The 15931-nt window shown below is 70.4% G+C and carries 16 protein-coding genes; 9 read left to right on the top strand and 7 right to left on the bottom strand.

The window, feature by feature from the left end:
• Positions 1-44: 44 nt before the first annotated feature.
• Positions 45-617, top strand: coding sequence for an NUDIX domain-containing protein (locus GDIA_RS10170; RefSeq protein WP_186440550.1), 573 nt, complete (start codon positions 45-47; stop codon positions 615-617).
• A 69-nt stretch (positions 618-686) separates the two neighbouring features.
• Here GDIA_RS10170 and GDIA_RS10165 read toward each other — a convergent pair whose 3' ends face one another.
• The 3 genes from GDIA_RS10165 to folD all read right to left on the bottom strand — a co-directional run bounded on the left by GDIA_RS10165 (position 687) and on the right by folD (position 4572).
• A complete protein-coding gene (locus GDIA_RS10165) occupies positions 687-2702 on the bottom strand; it encodes a M1 family metallopeptidase (RefSeq protein WP_390614169.1) in 2016 nt (671 codons plus the stop codon).
• Positions 2703-2896: 194 nt separating this feature from the next.
• Entirely contained in the window at positions 2897-3640 is a 744-nt protein-coding gene (locus GDIA_RS10160) for a methylenetetrahydrofolate reductase (protein ID WP_012224548.1), read from the bottom strand.
• Complete coding sequence (folD, locus tag GDIA_RS10155) at positions 3637-4572, bottom strand: bifunctional methylenetetrahydrofolate dehydrogenase/methenyltetrahydrofolate cyclohydrolase FolD (protein ID WP_012224541.1); 936 nt, start codon at positions 4570-4572, stop codon at positions 3637-3639. The genes GDIA_RS10160 and folD overlap by 4 nt, the downstream gene beginning before the upstream one ends.
• Positions 4573-4625: 53 nt before the next feature.
• On the opposite strand from folD, the gene GDIA_RS10150 reads away from it, so the two are divergent.
• Entirely contained in the window at positions 4626-5681 is a 1056-nt protein-coding gene (locus GDIA_RS10150; RefSeq protein WP_012554080.1) for a threonine aldolase family protein, read from the top strand.
• A gap of 46 nt (positions 5682-5727) precedes the next feature.
• Here GDIA_RS10150 and GDIA_RS10145 read toward each other — a convergent pair whose 3' ends face one another.
• Together GDIA_RS10145 and GDIA_RS10140 are read right to left on the bottom strand one after the other, a co-directional pair.
• On the bottom strand, positions 5728-7302 hold the full coding sequence (locus GDIA_RS10145; RefSeq protein WP_012554079.1) for a trypsin-like peptidase domain-containing protein: 1575 nt from the start codon (positions 7300-7302) through the stop codon (positions 5728-5730).
• A 116-nt stretch (positions 7303-7418) separates the two neighbouring features.
• The gene (locus GDIA_RS10140; protein WP_012554078.1) at positions 7419-7955 is read right to left on the bottom strand and encodes a nucleoside deaminase; all 537 of its coding nucleotides are present in this window, start codon (positions 7953-7955) and stop codon (positions 7419-7421) included.
• Positions 7956-8241: 286 nt separating this feature from the next.
• On the opposite strand from GDIA_RS10140, the gene GDIA_RS19200 reads away from it, so the two are divergent.
• The 6 genes from GDIA_RS19200 to GDIA_RS10115 all read left to right on the top strand — a co-directional run bounded on the left by GDIA_RS19200 (position 8242) and on the right by GDIA_RS10115 (position 14162).
• A complete protein-coding gene (locus tag GDIA_RS19200; RefSeq protein WP_012554077.1) occupies positions 8242-8382 on the top strand; it encodes a hypothetical protein in 141 nt (46 codons plus the stop codon).
• Between the two features lie 67 nt (positions 8383-8449).
• Positions 8450-9181: a gamma-glutamyl-gamma-aminobutyrate hydrolase family protein gene (locus GDIA_RS10135; RefSeq protein WP_012224532.1), complete on the top strand. Its 732-nt coding sequence runs from the start codon at positions 8450-8452 to the stop codon at positions 9179-9181.
• A complete protein-coding gene (locus tag GDIA_RS10130; protein WP_012224530.1) occupies positions 9178-9972 on the top strand; it encodes a pseudouridine synthase in 795 nt (264 codons plus the stop codon). Before GDIA_RS10135 ends, GDIA_RS10130 begins: the two co-directional genes overlap by 4 nt.
• Positions 9973-9977: 5 nt before the next feature.
• Entirely contained in the window at positions 9978-10571 is a 594-nt protein-coding gene (rsmD, locus tag GDIA_RS10125) for a 16S rRNA (guanine(966)-N(2))-methyltransferase RsmD (RefSeq protein WP_012224529.1), read from the top strand.
• Between the two features lie 172 nt (positions 10572-10743).
• Positions 10744-13482, top strand: a complete 2739-nt coding sequence (locus GDIA_RS10120; protein ID WP_012224527.1) for a DNA translocase FtsK — start codon at positions 10744-10746, stop codon at positions 13480-13482.
• The gene (locus tag GDIA_RS10115) at positions 13479-14162 is read left to right on the top strand and encodes an RluA family pseudouridine synthase (protein ID WP_012224525.1); all 684 of its coding nucleotides are present in this window, start codon (positions 13479-13481) and stop codon (positions 14160-14162) included. Before GDIA_RS10120 ends, GDIA_RS10115 begins: the two co-directional genes overlap by 4 nt.
• Here the strand turns inward: GDIA_RS10115 and GDIA_RS10110 are convergent.
• On the bottom strand, positions 14159-14707 hold the full coding sequence (locus GDIA_RS10110) for a hypothetical protein (RefSeq protein WP_012224523.1): 549 nt from the start codon (positions 14705-14707) through the stop codon (positions 14159-14161). The genes GDIA_RS10115 and GDIA_RS10110 overlap by 4 nt on opposite strands.
• A 288-nt stretch (positions 14708-14995) precedes the next feature.
• Between GDIA_RS10110 and GDIA_RS10105 the strand changes: the two genes are divergently transcribed.
• Positions 14996-15241 (top strand): DUF3126 family protein, encoded by a 246-nt coding sequence (locus GDIA_RS10105; protein ID WP_012554076.1) that lies wholly within the window; start codon positions 14996-14998, stop codon positions 15239-15241.
• A 59-nt stretch (positions 15242-15300) separates the two neighbouring features.
• Here the strand turns inward: GDIA_RS10105 and GDIA_RS10100 are convergent, their stop codons facing one another.
• Positions 15301-15930: a DUF2939 domain-containing protein gene (locus GDIA_RS10100; RefSeq protein ID WP_012554075.1), complete on the bottom strand. Its 630-nt coding sequence runs from the start codon at positions 15928-15930 to the stop codon at positions 15301-15303.
• Position 15931 lies beyond the last annotated feature (1 nt).

Genomic DNA, 15931 nt, shown 5'->3' with positions numbered 1-15931 from the left:
TGATCACCCCTGTCGCGGACACGGGGGCACGACCGAACATGAGCATGGACATTCCACCCGATGACGACGGGGGCTTCGTCACGCTGTCATCGCGCGTCGTCTATGAAAACCCGTGGACGCGCCTGCGCGAGGACATCATCCGCCGCCCCGACGGGGGCGAGGGGCTGTACGGCGTGGTCGAACGGACGGAATTCGTCGTCATCGTGCCGCTGGGCGAGGGGCCGGACGGCCCCACCGTCACCCTGGTGCGGCAATATCGCTATCCGGTGCGCGCGCGATTGTGGGAATTGCCGATGGGCATGTGGGAACACCGCCCCGACACCGACCCCGAGATCGTGGCGCGCGGCGAACTGGAAGAGGAGACCGGCCTGCGCGCCGGGCAACTGCGCCATGCCGGCACGCTGTACCAGGGCCCGGGCTATTCCACCCAGCGCGGCCATGTCTACCTGGCCACCGACCTGACGCAGGGCGAGCCCCGGCGCGAGACGACGGAAGGGGACATGACCTGCCATACGATCCCGCTGGCGGAGGTGGAGCGGATGATCGGCGCCGGCGAAATCACCTGCATGGCCACGCTGGCCGCCATGACGCTGGTCCGGGCGCGGAGGTGGCTGTAGGCCCCGCGACGGCAAGGGCCGGAGCCCTTGCCGTCGCGGCCAGTGCGACCGGGTTCAGTGCGACCGGTTTCAGTGCGCCGGGGCGGCCGGCGCGGGGGCGGGCGGGGCCAGGGTCAGCGTGTTGTCCGCCCGGTTCAGGTCGGGGATCTCATGCCCCGGGTCCAGCGTCACCGACTGGGGCGTGCGGGCGGTGGGAATCGTCAGTTCGACCTCGTTGCGCAACTGCCAGGTTTCGGTCGGGATGGTCAGGCGCGAGGTGCTGCCGTCGGTATAGGTCAGCACCAGCGTGACCGGCAGGGGCAGCCAGCCCTTGTTGTCCACGGTCACCAGCACCGCGCGCGTCGGGCCGTCGCCGGTCAGCGTCGCGGATTTCACGGCATAGTCCGGGGCCCAGTTGTTGAAGTACCAGCCGCGCCAGAACCAGGACAGGTCCTCGCCGGCCTCGCTGTCCATCAGGCGGAAGAAGTCCGACGGCGTGGGGTGGTGATAGGCCCAGAGCGCGATATAGCGGCGGAAGGCGCGGTCGAAGCGCTCCGGCCCCAGGATCTGCTCGCGCAGCAGCTTCAGCCCGTAGGCCGCCTTGAAGTAGGTGACGGGGTGGCGGTACTTCTCGGATATCGTGTCCGCGGGCGCCATCAGGCGCGGCGCGGCGGGATCGCGCAGGACCGTCAGGATGTCGTCGGCGGGCTTGCCGGTGGCGGGAGCGAATTCGGCATCGCGCTTCGGCGCGAATTCGCCGGAATTGAAATCGTCGGATGCGTAGGTGTCGATGAAGGTGTTGAAGCCTTCGTCCATGAAGGCGTTGCGGCGTTCGTTGGACCCCACGATCATCGGGAACCAGTCATGGCCCAGCTCATGCGTCGTGATCCAGAACAGTTCCGCGTCCTTGTCGTGCATCCCGTCGAAGACGATGCCGGGATATTCCATCCCCGCGCCATAACCGCCCAGATTGACCGCGTTGGGCCAGGGGTACGGGTACCAGCGGCGCGAGAAATTCTCGATCGCGAACTTCACATAGGCCGTGGAGCGGTCCCATTGATGCGCGCCGATGCCTTCGACCGGATAGGCCGACATCGCCAGGCGCGGCACGGGCGCGCGGCCCGGTTCCGCCGCCAGCGGCGGCAGGTTCAGCCGCGCCGCGTCCCACAGGAAGGCCGGCGAGGCGGCGAAGGCCACGTCGCGGGTGTTGTTCATGCGGAAATGCCAGGTCTTCGTCCCCGTCTGGGCCAGGTGGCTCTTGGGGTCGGTGACGTCGGCCTGGGTGCGGATCATCACCCGCTCGTCGCTCTTGGCGGCCTGGGCCAGGCGGTCGCGCTCGGTCTGGGTCAGGACGTCGGCCGGGTTCAGCAGCGCGCCCGATCCCACGACGGTGAAATTCCACGGCACGGTGATGCTGTAATCGATATCGCCATAGTCCAGGAAGAATTCCTGGCCCAGATAGGGCGCGGTGTCCCAGCCGCGAATATCGTCATAGACGGCCATGCGCGGATACCATTGCGCGACCTCGTAGATATCGCCGTTGCGGCTGGCGCTGACGGCGGTGCGGCCGCCCCATTCCCCGGGAATGGTATAGTGCCACGCGATCTTCAGCCGGATCTTCCCGCCCTTGCCGTCCAGCGGGGCAGGCAGCGGGACCTGCATCCGGGTGTCCGAGATCACCGGCGTGACCGGGATGCTCTTGCCGTCCTGTTCGACCGCCACGCTTTCGATCGCCGCGCCGTCCGTATGCTGCGTGGTCCTTTCGGGGTTGGCGAAGCTGCCGCGCGACCCGTCGCGATAGATGTTCTGGTCCAGTTGCAGCCACAGCACGTCCAGCGTGTCGGGGCTGTTGTTGACGTAGGTGATGGTCTCGGAGCCCGAGAGCAGCCGGTTGGCCGGGTCGATCGCCGCCTTGATGTCGTAATCCGCGCCATTCTGCCAGTACGCGGGACCGGGGGCGCCGCCGCCGGAGCGATAGACGTTGACCGGCGAGGGATAGGCCAGGGGGGCGAAGATGCGCGCCGGGTCCGGCGCGGGCAGCACCGGCGGCGGGGGCGCCGCGACACTCGCCGCCGGGGCGGCATCGGCCGCGTCGTCCGACGCCATGGCCGGCCACGCCACACCGCAGGCCAGGACCGCCCCCAGCATCATCCCGCCGGCCCGGAAGCGGGCCCCGGGGGGAACGAGACGGCGCGGGCGCGGACAATCGTGCGACAAATTCATGACCTTTCCGGGCAGACGAAACATGTGCGCCGAGGCTAACGGAATTACCCGGCCGAGGTAAGCCACCGCCCGGCCTCTCAGCCCAGTTCCTGCTGGATCGGCGCCAGATACCGCTCCAGCTTCACGCGCAGCGGCATCAGGTAGACGTGGCCGCCCGCGTCGCGCACCGTGCGGATCGCCCGGCAGGCGAAGGCGATGTTCGCCTCGATCGTCGGTTCGAAATCGCGGGGGAAGACGACATGATTGGTCGTTTCCCAGTACGAGCGCGACTTGGGGCCGATGACCGGCGACAGGCCCCAGAACACGGCCTCGCCCGCCAGCCACTCCATGCACAGGTCCAGCATGCGCGGATCGAACACCGGCTGGGTGAAGAAGCCCGTCGCGCCGGCATCCTTCTTGCGCGCCACGGCGTCCAGTTCGTGATACGGCGCGCGGCGGTAGGGGTCGAAGGCGGCATAGACCCGCAGATGCGGGGCCTCGCGCCGATAGCGGCGGATCACGCTTTCCGACGAATTGGGAAAGGTGCGATGCCCCAGATCGGCGGGCGGATCGCCCTGGACCACCAGCACTTCCTCCAGGCCCGGGACATCCACGCCCGGCAGCGGGCCGGCGGGATCGACGTCGATGGCGCGGATATGCGGCACGATTCGCGGCAGCACCGGCCGCAGCAGCGGCACCGCGTCCCAGCCCCGCAGCGGGAAGCGCATCAGGCTGGGGACGTTCAGCGTGTCGGCCAGCGGGAAATGCTGCCGGACCTCGGCCGCGTCGCGCAGCAGGGCTTCGGCGTCGCGGGGGATCAGTTCGACCGAAATCCGGGTCATGCCGCGTCCGTCGCGCCGACGATGCGACGCGCCGCCGCCAGGGTGTTGTTCAGCAGGCAGGCGATGGTCATCGGCCCGACGCCGCCCGGCACCGGGGTGATGCATCCCGCACGGGTCACGGCCTCGTCGAACGCGACGTCGCCGACCAGGCGCGTCTTGCCGCTGGGCAGCGATATGCGGGTGATGCCCACGTCGATCACGGCGGCGCCCGGCTTGATCCAGTCGCCGCGCACCAGCCCGTGGCAGCCGGTGGCCACCACCAGGATATCCCCCTGCCGCGCCAGCGCCGCGGGGTCGCGCGTGTCGATATGCCCGACCGTCACCGTGCAGCCCTCGGCCAGCAGCAGCCGGGCCATCGGCCGGCCGACCAGGTTGGACGCGCCGATGATGACCGCGTGCAGTCCGCGCAGATCGCCCAGTTCCGACTTCAGCAGCATCAGGCAGCCCAGCGGCGTGCACGGCACGATCCCCGGCTGGCCCAGCGCCAGGCGGCCGGCATTGACCTCGCCCAGCCCGTCCACATCCTTGTCCGGCAGGATGGCATTGGTCACGGCGACGGGGTCCAGACCGGCGGGCAGCGGCAACTGCACCAGGATGCCGTGGATTTCCGGATCGGCGTTCAGGCGTCCGATCAGCGCCAGAAGCTCGGCCTGCGACGTGGTGGCGGGCAGCATGTGCATGAACGAGCGCATGCCCGCGCGATGGGTCTGCAACGCCTTGTTGCGGACATAGACCTCGCTGGCGGGATCGTTACCGACCAGCACCACCGCCAGCCCGGGGGTGACGCGATAACGATCATGGAATGATTGCACGTCCCGTGCGATCGTCTGCGTCAGGTTCGCCGCGAACGCCTTGCCGTCGATCAGGCGCGCGGTGGGATGGCGAACCGGCGCGGGTTCGGCAGGCACGGGATCGGTCGTTCGATCGGTCATGGGGCGCTCCGGACAGCGGGCATGGGCCAGATGGCATAGGACAGGGGGCCAGGGTGGTAGAGCAGATACGCAAAAATTTCAGCAGCGACAACGTCGTTCCGGCCTGCCCTGCCGTGATGTCCGCCCTGATGGCGGCCAACGAGGGCGCCGCCCCCGCCTACGGCGCCGACGCCTGGACCGCGCGCCTGCAGCAGGTGGCGGCGGATGTCTTCCAGCACGCGGTCCAGGTCTTTCCCGTCACCACCGGCACGGCGGCGAACGCGCTGGCGCTGGCGGCGATAACCCCACCCTATGGCGCGGTCCTGTGCGACGAGAGCGCGCATATCGTCCAGTCCGAATGCGGGGCGCCCGATTTCTATACCGGCGGCGCGCGGCTGCTGACGATCCCGTCCGAAGACGGGCGCATGGACCCCGCTGCCCTGTCCTATGTGCTGGACCGCCACCCGGCTTCCAACGTGCAGGACAACCTGCCGACGACGCTGAGCCTGACGCAGGCCACGGAATGGGGCACCGTCTACGACCCGGCGCGGATCGCGGACCTGACGGCGCGGGCGCGCGCCCGGGGCCTGGCGGTGCATCTGGACGGCGCACGGCTGGCCAACGCCATCGTCCATCTGGGATGCACGCCCGCCGAGGCGACATGGAAGGCCGGGATCGACGTGCTGGCGCTGGGCGCGACCAAGAACGGCGCGATGGCGGCCGAAGCCGTGATCATCTTCGACCCCGCGCGGGCCGAGCAGTTCGCCCGGCGCCGCAAGCGCGGCGGCCATGGCTGGTCCAAGCAGCGCTTCCTCAGCGCACAGTTGCTGGCCTGCCTGGAAGACGATCTGTGGCTGAACAACGCGCGGCAGGCCAACGCCATGGCGCACCGGCTGGCAGGCGGCCTGTTCCGCCACCCCGGCGCCCGCCTGGTCTATGAAACCCAGGCCAACGAGATCTTCGTCATGCTGCCCGACCGGGCGATCGCGCACCTGCGCGCGGCAGGGTTCGTCTTCCGCGACTGGCCCACCCCGCTGGGCGTGGAGGGGACCGTCGTGCGGCTGGTCACCAGTTATTATACGCGCGTGGCGGATGTGGACGCGTTCCTGGCGACCCTGGCGGAAGTATAAAAGTACGACATGGCGGGCCGCCCCGGCAGGGCGGCCCGCCCGCCCGTCAGTCGTTGCCGTCGGGGTCGCTGTTGCCATTGCCGCTGTCGCCCTCATCCGAGCCCGGCGTGACGGCGACGAAGATGTTCTGCCCGTTGCGCAGGATGCGCAGCAGGACCGACTGGTTGGATTTCAGCGCCGCGCGGACGGCGGTGACGGTAGCGCCGGGGTTTTCCACCGGCTTGTTGCCCACCGCCTGGATCACGTCGCCCGCGTGGATTCCGGCCTGTTCCGCCGCCGAACCCGACTGGACGTCGCTGACGACGACGCCGCGCACCGACCCGTCCAGGCCCAGTTGCTGGCGCAGGTCCGACGTCAGGGGCGACAGCGAGACGCCCAGGCGCGGACCGCCGTCGTTCCTGTCCCCGACCGCGCCGTCGGGCGACGGAGCGCCGGAGAGGTTGGCGATCGTGACCGTCGTGCTCTGCGCGGCCGTGCCGCGCATATAGTTCACCGCCGCCTTGCTGCCCGGCACGATCGAGGCCACCTTGACCGCCAGATCATGCGGGCTGTCGATCTTCTGCCCGTTCAGGGTGGTGATCACGTCCCCGGCCTTGATCCCCGCCTTTTCGGCCGGGCTGCCGTTGCTGACACTGGCGACCAGGGCGCCGCTGGGCGGCGCGCCGGGCGCCGCGGGCTTCAGGCCCAGCGCCGTGGCCATCGCGGGCGTGATCACCTGCGCGACCACGCCGAGGTAACCCCGGGTGACGTGCCCGGTCTTCTGCAACTGGTAGACGACGTTCTTCACCACGTCGGACGGGATGGCGAAGCCGATGCCGATCGACCCGCCCGAGGGCGAGAGGATGGCGGTATTGACGCCCACGACCTTGCCGTCCTGGGTGAAGAGCGGGCCGCCGGAATTGCCGCGATTGATCGGGGCATCGACCTGGATGAACGAATCGTACGGCCCGTCGCCGATGTCACGCCCGCGCGCCGAGACGATGCCGGCGGTGACCGTGCCGCCCAGCCCGTAGGGATTGCCGACCGCGACCACCCATTCCCCGGGCTCGACCTTGTCGGAATCGCCCAGTTCGATGAAGCGCAGCTTGCCCTGCGACGTGACCTTCAGCAGCGCGAGGTCGGTCTTGGAATCGCGGCCGACGATCTTGGCCGGCAGGGTGGTGCCGTCATCCAGCGTCACCGTGACCTTGGTCGCGCCCTTGACCACATGGTTGTTGGTCACGACATAGCCGTCGGCCGAGATGATGAAGCCCGATCCCCGCGCCTCGACCGTGCGGCGCTGCTGCTGCGGCATCATCTGGAACGGGAAGGGGAACGGGAAGGGCATCTGCTGCTGCCCCTCGGCGCCGCCGCCGCCTTCGTCCCCCAGGTCCTCGGCACGGATGCTGGAGGTGATCGACACCACGGCGGGCCGGACCTGCTTCACCAGGTTGACGAAGTTCGGCAGGGTCTGGACCTGCGTATCGGGACGGATCACCCCGGTATCGTCGGCCCGCGCCACGGGGACCAGCCCGTCGGCGGCCACGCCCCCCAGCATGGTTCCCGCAACCAGCGCGGCCAGGATTCCGCCCCGCATCCGGCGGGCGCGGAGAGAAGACATCGGCTGAAGCTCGTCAGACATAGCATTCCTGATTGTTTCCGGGGCGACCGGAGTGGTCCGCCCCGCATCCTGTGTCATCGTCCGGGAGAATGCACCGGTGGGCCACACCTCTCCCATACCTGCCGATGAAAGATGCGTTAACTGGACGCTTCCCGCAAATCCCCCTTCCCGTCCCCTTCAGGCGGCCCGCCTTCCGGCCTGCCGCGCAGGGCCGCGAAGAAATCGCGCAGCAGGGCCGCCGCCTCGCGCTCGCGCACGCCGCCCACCCATTCGGGGCGATGCAGGCAGTCCGGCCGCGCCAGCAGCCGTGGCCCGTGCTCGACCCCGCCGCCCTTGGGGTCGTAGGCGCCGAACACGATACGCCCCACGCGGAAATGCACCGAAGCCGCCGCGCACATCGGGCAGGGCTCCAGCGTCACGACCAGCGTGCAGCCGGTCAGGCGCGGACTGCCCAGGATGCGGGCGGCGGCGCGCATGACCAGCATTTCGGCATGGGCCGCCGCGTCATGCCCGGCTTCCACCTGGTTGCCGGCCCGCGCCAGGATAGTGCCGTCCGGGCCCAGCAGCACGGCCCCCACCGGAACCTCGCCCCGGGCGGCGGCGGCGCGGGCCTCGGCCAGCGCCAGGGCCATCGGGCCGTCGCCGGCCTGGCCTCTCGCGGCCCCGTTCGTCATGACACCTGTCCCGAAAATGGCGAAAAACCGGGCCCCGGCGTGCAACCCGCCTGCCGTCGGACCGTTCGATCCATACCGCAGGCGGGGTGAAATGCCCGCATGCCGGCGAAGGTCCCGTCATCACAACATGTTACAGTGCCTCACGCACCGATCGGGCGTAAAAGGGAACGTTTCTTAGGGAAAAGTTAGCTATTTTAATCGACAAACGACATCGCGACGATCACTGTAACAGTGCTTTACGAACGTGACCTGTAACAATCGATCGATCATGGACAGGAGGAAGACGATGAACGCACTTACCCTGGTCCTGGCCGCGGCAGCCATCGTCATCGGCTTTTCGGCCTGCGAGCCCGAATTGCTCGGGCACCATTCCCACGCGGCGGGCATGGGAACCGCCAGCATAGGTTCGGTCATTTCCGACGGCTGATCCGTTCGCGCGCATTCCCGTCATACGCGCTTTGCTCTAGGCCGCGCTTTACTCTAGGCAGGGCGGAATGAGTTCGTCCCGCCCCCTGATCGGCGTGACCCTGGACAGCGAGCCCGGCACCCCGCAGGGGGGCGGCTATTCACGCTATCCCTGGTACGCGCTGCGCCGGAACTACCTGGATGCCGTCGCCGACGCGGGCGGCATTCCGGTGGCGCTGCCCCATTGCGCCGACCTGGCGCCCGACATCCTGGCGCGGTTGGACGGGCTGGTGGTCACCGGGGGCGCATTCGACGTCGATCCCGCACTGTATGGCGCGGACACCCGCCATGCGACCGTGACCCTGAAATCGGACCGCACGCGCGCCGAACTGGCGCTGACGCGGGGCGCGATCGCGCGGGACATGCCGCTGCTGGGCATCTGCGGCGGCCAGCAGCTTCTGGCGGTGGCGCTGGGCGGCAGCCTGGTCCAGCATATTCCCGACGCGATCCCCGGCGCCCTGCCGCACGAGCAGCCCAACCCCCGCCACGAGGCCGGCCACCAGGTCGCGATCACCCCCGGCACGCTGCTGGCGCGGGTGACGCAGGCCGCGCGCATCGCGGTCAATTCCGCCCATCACCAGGCCGTTCGCACCCCCGGCGAGGCGATCGTCTGCGCCATCGCGCCGGACGGCGTGGTCGAGGCGATCGAGCATCCGGCACGGCGGTTTTGCCTGGGCGTGCAATGGCACCCCGAATTCGCCATATCGGTAGCCGATAGACGCATCTTTGCCGCCTTGATAGAGACCTCGGGATCGAGATGACACAGCACGACGACGACACGACCCAACCGGGGCACCCCGACCGGCCCGAACGTGGCGAGCGCATCGCCAAATGGCTGGCGCGGTCCGGCGTCGCCAGCCGCCGCGACGCCGAGCGCCTGGTCGAGGAAGGGCGCGTGCGCCTGAACGGCGAACCCGTCACCCATCCGGCGACCTTCGTCGCGGCGGGCGACATCGTGCAGGTGAACGGCGCGGTGGTCGAGGCGCCCGAACGGACCCGGCTCTGGCGCTATCACAAGCCGGACGGGCTGGTGACGACGCACCGCGACCCCGAGAAGCGGCCGACCGTGTTCGCCTCGCTGCCGCCGGGCATGCCGCGCGTCATCAGCGTCGGGCGGCTGGACCTGAACAGCGAGGGGCTGCTGCTGCTGACCAATGACGGCGAACTGGCCCGGCGGCTGGAACTGCCGTCGAACGGCTGGCTGCGCCGCTATCGCGTGCGCGTCTTCGGCGTGGTGGACGAGGCGCGGCTGGCGGCCCTGGCCGGGGGCAGCGTGTTCGAGGGCGTGCGTTACGGGCCGATCGAGGCCGGGCTGGATTCCCGCAAGGGCGACAATGCCTGGCTGACCGTGGCGCTGCGCGAGGGCAAGAATCGCGAGGTGCGCAAGGTCATGCGCGGGCTGAACCTGCATGTCAGCCGGCTGATCCGCACATCCTACGGTCCGTTCCAGCTCGGCACGCTGCAGCGCTCGGAACTGGAGGAAGTGCCGGGCAAGGTCCTGCGCGAGCAGGTGCCCGGACTGGGCCCGGCGCCCCGGCCCGCCCGCCGGTAGGCCGGATGCGCATCGTCGCCGGAACGTGGCGCGGCCGCGCCCTGGCCGCGCCCGCCGGGCGCACCACCCGCCCGACGGCGGACCGCGTTCGCCAGGCACTGTTCGACATGCTGCTGCACGCGCCCTGGGGCGGATACGACCGGGTGGCGGGCGCGCGGGTGCTGGACGGTTTCGCGGGGACCGGCGCCCTGGGACTGGAGGCCCTGTCACGCAGCGCCGGGCACTGCGTTTTCTTCGAGACCGACCGCGCCGCCCTGGCCGCCCTGCACGCCAACATCGCCGCCTGCGGGGCGCGGGAGGCCACCACCGTGCGCGCCATGGACGTGACCCGCCCCCCTGCCGCCGTCCGGCCCTGCGACCTGCTGTTCCTGGACCCGCCCTATGGCCGCGGCCTGCCGGAGCGCGCGCTGGCAGCGCTGGACCGGGCAGGGTGGATCGCGCCGCGCGCGCTGGTCGTTATCGAAACCGGCGCTGACGAGGCCCTGCCGCCCGACGACGGGCCGCTGCCGGGCGGGGTGGCGGGCACGCGGCTGGCCGAGCGGCGGCACGGCGCGGCCCGGATATCGATCTGGCGCGCCGCCACCGGAATGCCCGAATAAGCGTGTAAGCGCCCTTCTGTATTCCGCGTTGCCGAGGTTATAACTTCGTTCTGGTTCCAATGCCCCCGGGGCTGGCGGCCCGGGACGGGTCTCCGGCTTCATCGCGCCTGCCGTCCCGTGGACTCGCCCCGTTCCCGCGGGCGGACAGGCCCCGTACACAGGATCCGAACATTTGCCGAGCCTTGGCCGCTATATCCCTGCCTCCCTGGTCTCTCCGCGCATCCGGTCGGCCGCGCGGCAGCGGCTGGCTGAAATGGGGGGCATGGTGCTGTGGCTGCTGGCCCTGGCGCTGGCCGCCGCGCTGTGGAGCTACAATCCGCTCGACCCGTCGATGAACACCGCCAGCACCCAGGCGCCGACCAACCTGCTGGGATTCACCGGGTCGTACCTGGCCGACGTGCTGCTGCAGAATGTGGGCATCACCGCCGCCCTGCCGGTGCTGGCCATGATGGCATGGGGGTGGCGCGTGGTCCGGCATGCGGGGCTGGGCTCGATCCTGCTGCGACTGGTTGCCCTGCTGTGCGCCATGCCGGTCATCGGGGCATTGCTGGCGGCGCTGCCGATCCTGCTGCCCATGCTGCCGGCGCCGCACTGGCCCACCGAATCCGGGCCGGGCGGGGCATTCGGCCTGTCGATCGCCCATACCGCGCTGCAGGCCGCGTCATCGGTCCTGGGCCCGGCGGGCCGGCTGGCGGTGTGGGTGCTGGGCCTGCTGCTGACCATCCTGCTGGTCCCGCTGGGAATGGGCCTGTCCCTGGCCGAATGGGCGGCGATCGGCCGGGGGCTGCGCGCGGCGGCGCGGCAGCCGCTGCGCCTGGCACGCAGCATGCCCGCGCGGCAGGGCCGCCCCGACCGCCCGGCCGCCGCCGACGTGGCGGGCCAGGCCGGTGCGCCGATCCCGGCCCGGCCGGACCTGTCGGCCCAGGCCCGCGCGCCCGAGCCACCACCCCGCACCATCCGCATGGAGCGGCCGGCCCCCCGGCCCGCCCCGCCTGCGTCCACGCCCCGCATGCCCCCGCCCCGGCCGCCCGCGCCCCGGCCGTCCCTGGGTACCGGCTGGGTCCAGCCGCCGGGCATGGACACGGACGTGGCCGACGAACCGCCGCCGCTGCTGCTGGGCGGTCCGCGCGCGCAGGACATCGCCCCCTGGGACGTTGAAGACGACGTCGATCCCCACGTACCGCTGGCCGAGCCGGCGCGCGACACGGCCGCCGAGGCCCCGCGCACCACGTTGATGAGCCGCCTGGACCGCCTGTTCGGCGGCCGCGCCACGGCGCCCGAGCCCTCCGCGCCCGACCTGCCTGTCCGCCCCCAGGGCGGGACCGGCGAGGACGCACGGGGCTACGCGCCGCCGCCGCGGCCCGACGGGCGCGATCCGTGGCGCCTGCCCCCGATCGGGCTGCTGAAGGCGGCCCCGTCGCATATGGAGACCGGGCCGTCGCAGGAGGCGTTGCAGGCCAATGCCCGGCTGCTGGAAACCGTGCTGTCCGATTACGGGGTGCAGGGACAGATCGGGCAGATCCATGCCGGCCCGGTCGTCACGCTGTACGAACTGGAACCCGCGCCGGGAATCCGCTCGGCCCGGGTGATCGGGCTGGCCGACGACGTGGCGCGGTCCCTGTCGGTGCTGAGCGTGCGCATCGCCACCGTGCCGGGCCGCAACGTCATCGGCATCGAGGTGCCGAACGCCCTGCGTGAGACGGTGTTCCTGTCCGAACTGTTCACCGACGATGCCTGGCATCATTCCGCGTCGCGCCTGTGCCTGGCGCTGGGCAAGGATATTGCCGGCGTGCCGGTCTATGGCGACCTGGCGCGCATGCCGCACCTGCTGATCGCCGGCACCACCGGGTCGGGCAAGTCGGTGGGCGTGAACGCGATGATCCTGTCGCTGCTCTATCGCATGTCGCCCGAGGAATGCCGGCTGATCCTGATCGACCCCAAGATCCTGGAACTGTCGATCTACGAGGGCATTCCCCACCTGATGACCCCCGTGGTCACGGAACCGGCCAAGGCGGTCGCCGCCCTGAAATGGACGGTGCGGGAGATGGACCGGCGCTATCGCGCCATGTCCCACCTGCAGGTGCGCAATATCGGCAGCTACAACGAACGCGTGGCCGAGGCCCGCAGGCGCGGCGAGGTCGTCAGCCGGCGGGTGCAGACCGGATACGACCCCGAGACCGGGCGCCCGACCTTCGAGGAGCAGCAGCTCGCGCTCGATTCCCTGCCCTATATCGTCGTGGTGATCGACGAGATGGCGGACCTGATGATGGTCGCGGGCAAGGAGATCGAGGCAGCGGTGCAGCGCCTGGCGCAGAAGGCCCGCGCGGCGGGCATCCATGTCATCATGGCCACGCAGCGGCCGTCGGTGGACGTGATCACCGGCACCATCAAGGCCAATTTCCCGACCCGCATCTCGTTCCAGGTCATCAGCAAGTTCGACAGCCGCACCATCCTGGGCGAGCAGGGGGCCGAGCAGCTCCTGGGCCAGGGCGACATGCTGTACATGCAGGGCGGCGGGCGCATCACCCGCGTCCACGGCCCCTTCGTCGGCGATACCGAGGTCGAGGACGTGGTGCGCTTCCTGCGCAGCCAGGGCGAGCCGATCTATGACGACGACGTCATCTCGGCCCAGGACGAGGATGGCGGCGGCGGTTCGGCGGGCCGGTCCTCGGGCAACGGGCTGGGCGGCGGCGGCTTCGACGAGGAAACCAGCCTGTTCGACCAGGCGGTGGCGGTCGTGGCCCGCGAGGGCAAGGCCTCGACCTCGTTCATCCAGCGGCACCTGTCCATCGGCTATAACCGCGCCGCCAAGATCATCGAGCAGATGGAAAAGGAAGGCATCGTCAGCCCGGCCAACCATGTCGGACGGCGCGAGGTCCTGCTGCGCCGCACCGCCGACGACGAGGAATGACCCGCCGCCCGGACGACCGGCCGGACCCTTTTCCCGTCCTGTTCCGCGATAACCGCTTCATCGTCATCGACAAGCCGCCGGGCCTGCCGGTCCATCCCGGCCCGTCCGGCGGCCCGTCGGTCGAGGATTCCTTTCCGCTGCTGTCCCGCCGCGCGGACGGGCCGTGGCTGGCCCACCGCCTGGACCGCGACACGTCCGGCTGCCTGCTGATCGCGTTGCGCAAGCAGGCGCTGCTGGCGGCCCAGGCCGCCTTCGCGGCGGGCCAGGTGCGAAAGACCTACTGGGCCGTCGTCCAGGGGCGCCCCGCCGCCGACAGCGGTACGGTGGCGATGACGATGGCCCGTCATTCCGACCGCCAGGGCTGGCGCATGGTCGCGGCCCCGGACGGGCAGGCATCGCGGACCGACTGGCGGGTCCTGGCGTCCGACGGGCGGGAAAGCTGGCTGGAACTGCATCTGCTGACCGGCCGCACCCACCAGGCCCGGCTGCACTGCGCCAGCCTGGGCTGCCCGATCCTGGGCGACCCGGTCTATGGCGGCGCGGAAGGGCCGACCCTGCACCTGATGAGCCGCCATCTGGCGCTGCCCCTGTCACCCCCCGTCAGCGCGACGGCACCGCCGCCCGCGCATATCCGCGCGACGCTGGACCGCCATGGCTGGCAGGGTATCGGGGCTATCTAGGACACACCCTGCAAGGCCCGCAGGCAGTCGCCGCCCTGGTTGGTCAGGTGGATATCATGCAGCGCCTGGACCGCGCGGATGGCCCGCCCGCGCCAGGCGGCCGGCATCCCACCAGGGGCGCAGACCGCCTGCCCGCCCCGGACCGGACCGTTCTTCGGGTCCAGCGCCGCCAGCACCGCCGCCGTGTTCAGCAGCAACGCCTGGCGCAGCGCGCCCTGCAGCGACCGGGCGGTCGCGGCGTCGGCCGCCGGCATAAGCGCGGGCATCAGCGCGATCCAGTTCTGCCATCCCGCCGCCACCGCGCGGCGCACGCGCGGCCATTCGCGGTCCTGGGCCAGGACCTGCGCGGTCTTCGCCGCCCCGTCCTGGCGAATCTGTTCCGCCAGGGAGCGGGCGGTCAGGGTCCGCGCGGCCTCGATGGGGCCGAAGGTGGGCGCCGCCGCCCGGGCGCCGGAGGCCAGCAGCACAAGCCCGGCCGCCACCGCCAGGCCCGGCAGGCGCATCCGGCGGATCAATCGCGCGGGCAGGGTGGGCGATATCCTCAAGCCTGGACTCCTTGGCCGGGTCGAAAACCATGACGAACGGGGAAGGCGGCAGGACAGCATGGAAACATGGCATGATCCTGGCACCAGCAACACAAAGCCTGTCCGGAGGCCGTTTCAACAGTCCCCTTGGGCCGCCCCCGCCCGGCAGCGGGGCTTTTGAAACCGTCTCCTCGGTTGCGGGCGGTGGCCCGAGTGCCTATAGCGTGCGGCAATCCATCCGGCACGGACCGCGTCCGGCCGCCCGGGCCTTGCGACCGGACCCTTATCCCCGACCAGGAGCACTGAATTATGACCAGCATGTCCGCCTCCGAGATCACCCGGTTGCAGGTATGCCTGCGCCGCCTGCTGGGTTCGCCCGAACTGACGGTGAATCCCCCCCCGCGCGCCGGTCTGTCGGTCGAGATCGCTGTGAAAGGCGAAATCATCGGCACCGTCCATCGGGACGAGGATGAGGGCGAGGTGTCCTACGCCCTGCATATCACGATCCTGGAAGAAGACCTGCCCGCCGACACCACGGCCCGGCCGCGCCGCTGAACGGCCGGGGCGCGGGGCACCGACCGCGCCCCTTGACCGGGTCGCCTGGACTGAAGCCTTCAGTGAGGAAGGTAGGAGATCCGGTCGGTGGCCACCGAGGCCTCGACGATCGGATGATTGCCCTGGCTTCCGGGCAAATCGACCTGGATGATTTTCCAGCGCCAGCCCTGGATGCGCATCTGCAGGCATAGCGGGCTGTCATGCTCGTGCCCCGGCAGGACGATGCGGGCCTGGAACATGTCGGGACGCAGGAAACGGACATGGACGTGACGCAGGATCGCGATCGGGGAGGCGGCGGGCGCGGGCTTGGCGGCCGGCATGACCTGGCCGATCAGGGTCGCGAGGGTGTCGGCGTTCACGTTCGTGTCGACGGCGTTGGATACCGCCGCCGTGGCGAACGAGGACCCGAATTCCGGCAGGTCGTCGTCATTGGCGGGCTGCGGGCTGACGACGCCGCCGAGGATCTGCGATTTCAGGCTGGTCTGCACCGCGCGCCAGTTCAGGAACGTTCCCACCGCCCGGGCATCGTGCGCCTGGATGGCGGAGGCCACGGACCACAGGGTCACGAAGGGCGAGGCGACGAAGAGCGAGAGGGACATGACGACCGTCACCGCGCAGATGCGGCGGGCCTGCTGCCGGCGAACGGCAATCATGTGGGCCGCTGGCATCAGACGTGTGAAACGGTTCATC

Source organism: Gluconacetobacter diazotrophicus PA1 5, from assembly GCF_000021325.1.
GTDB classification, from domain to species: Bacteria; Pseudomonadota; Alphaproteobacteria; order Acetobacterales; family Acetobacteraceae; genus Gluconacetobacter; species Gluconacetobacter diazotrophicus.
This window is presented reverse-complemented; position numbering and strand designations above follow the sequence as displayed.

Excerpts from the sequence above, each read along its gene's own strand:
- folD (WP_012224541.1), bottom strand. The coding sequence starts at position 4,572 with ATGACCGATCGAACGACCGATCCCGTGCCTGCCGAACCCGCGCCGGTT.
- rsmD (WP_012224529.1), top strand. The coding sequence starts at position 9,978 with ATGCGCATCGTCGCCGGAACGTGGCGCGGCCGCGCCCTGGCCGCGCCC.
- GDIA_RS19200 (WP_012554077.1), top strand. The coding sequence starts at position 8,242 with ATGAACGCACTTACCCTGGTCCTGGCCGCGGCAGCCATCGTCATCGGC.
- GDIA_RS10140 (WP_012554078.1), bottom strand. The coding sequence starts at position 7,955 with ATGACGAACGGGGCCGCGAGAGGCCAGGCCGGCGACGGCCCGATGGCC.
- GDIA_RS10160 (WP_012224548.1), bottom strand. The coding sequence starts at position 3,640 with ATGACCCGGATTTCGGTCGAACTGATCCCCCGCGACGCCGAAGCCCTG.
- GDIA_RS10105 (WP_012554076.1), top strand. The coding sequence starts at position 14,996 with ATGACCAGCATGTCCGCCTCCGAGATCACCCGGTTGCAGGTATGCCTG.
- GDIA_RS10145 (WP_012554079.1), bottom strand. The coding sequence starts at position 7,302 with ATGTCTGACGAGCTTCAGCCGATGTCTTCTCTCCGCGCCCGCCGGATG.
- GDIA_RS10135 (WP_012224532.1), top strand. The coding sequence starts at position 8,450 with ATGAGTTCGTCCCGCCCCCTGATCGGCGTGACCCTGGACAGCGAGCCC.
- GDIA_RS10170 (WP_186440550.1), top strand. The coding sequence starts at position 45 with ATGGACATTCCACCCGATGACGACGGGGGCTTCGTCACGCTGTCATCG.
- GDIA_RS10165 (WP_390614169.1), bottom strand. The coding sequence starts at position 2,702 with ATGGCGTCGGACGACGCGGCCGATGCCGCCCCGGCGGCGAGTGTCGCG.
- GDIA_RS10115 (WP_012224525.1), top strand. The coding sequence starts at position 13,479 with ATGACCCGCCGCCCGGACGACCGGCCGGACCCTTTTCCCGTCCTGTTC.
- GDIA_RS10130 (WP_012224530.1), top strand. The coding sequence starts at position 9,178 with ATGACACAGCACGACGACGACACGACCCAACCGGGGCACCCCGACCGG.
- GDIA_RS10100 (WP_012554075.1), bottom strand. The coding sequence starts at position 15,930 with ATGAACCGTTTCACACGTCTGATGCCAGCGGCCCACATGATTGCCGTT.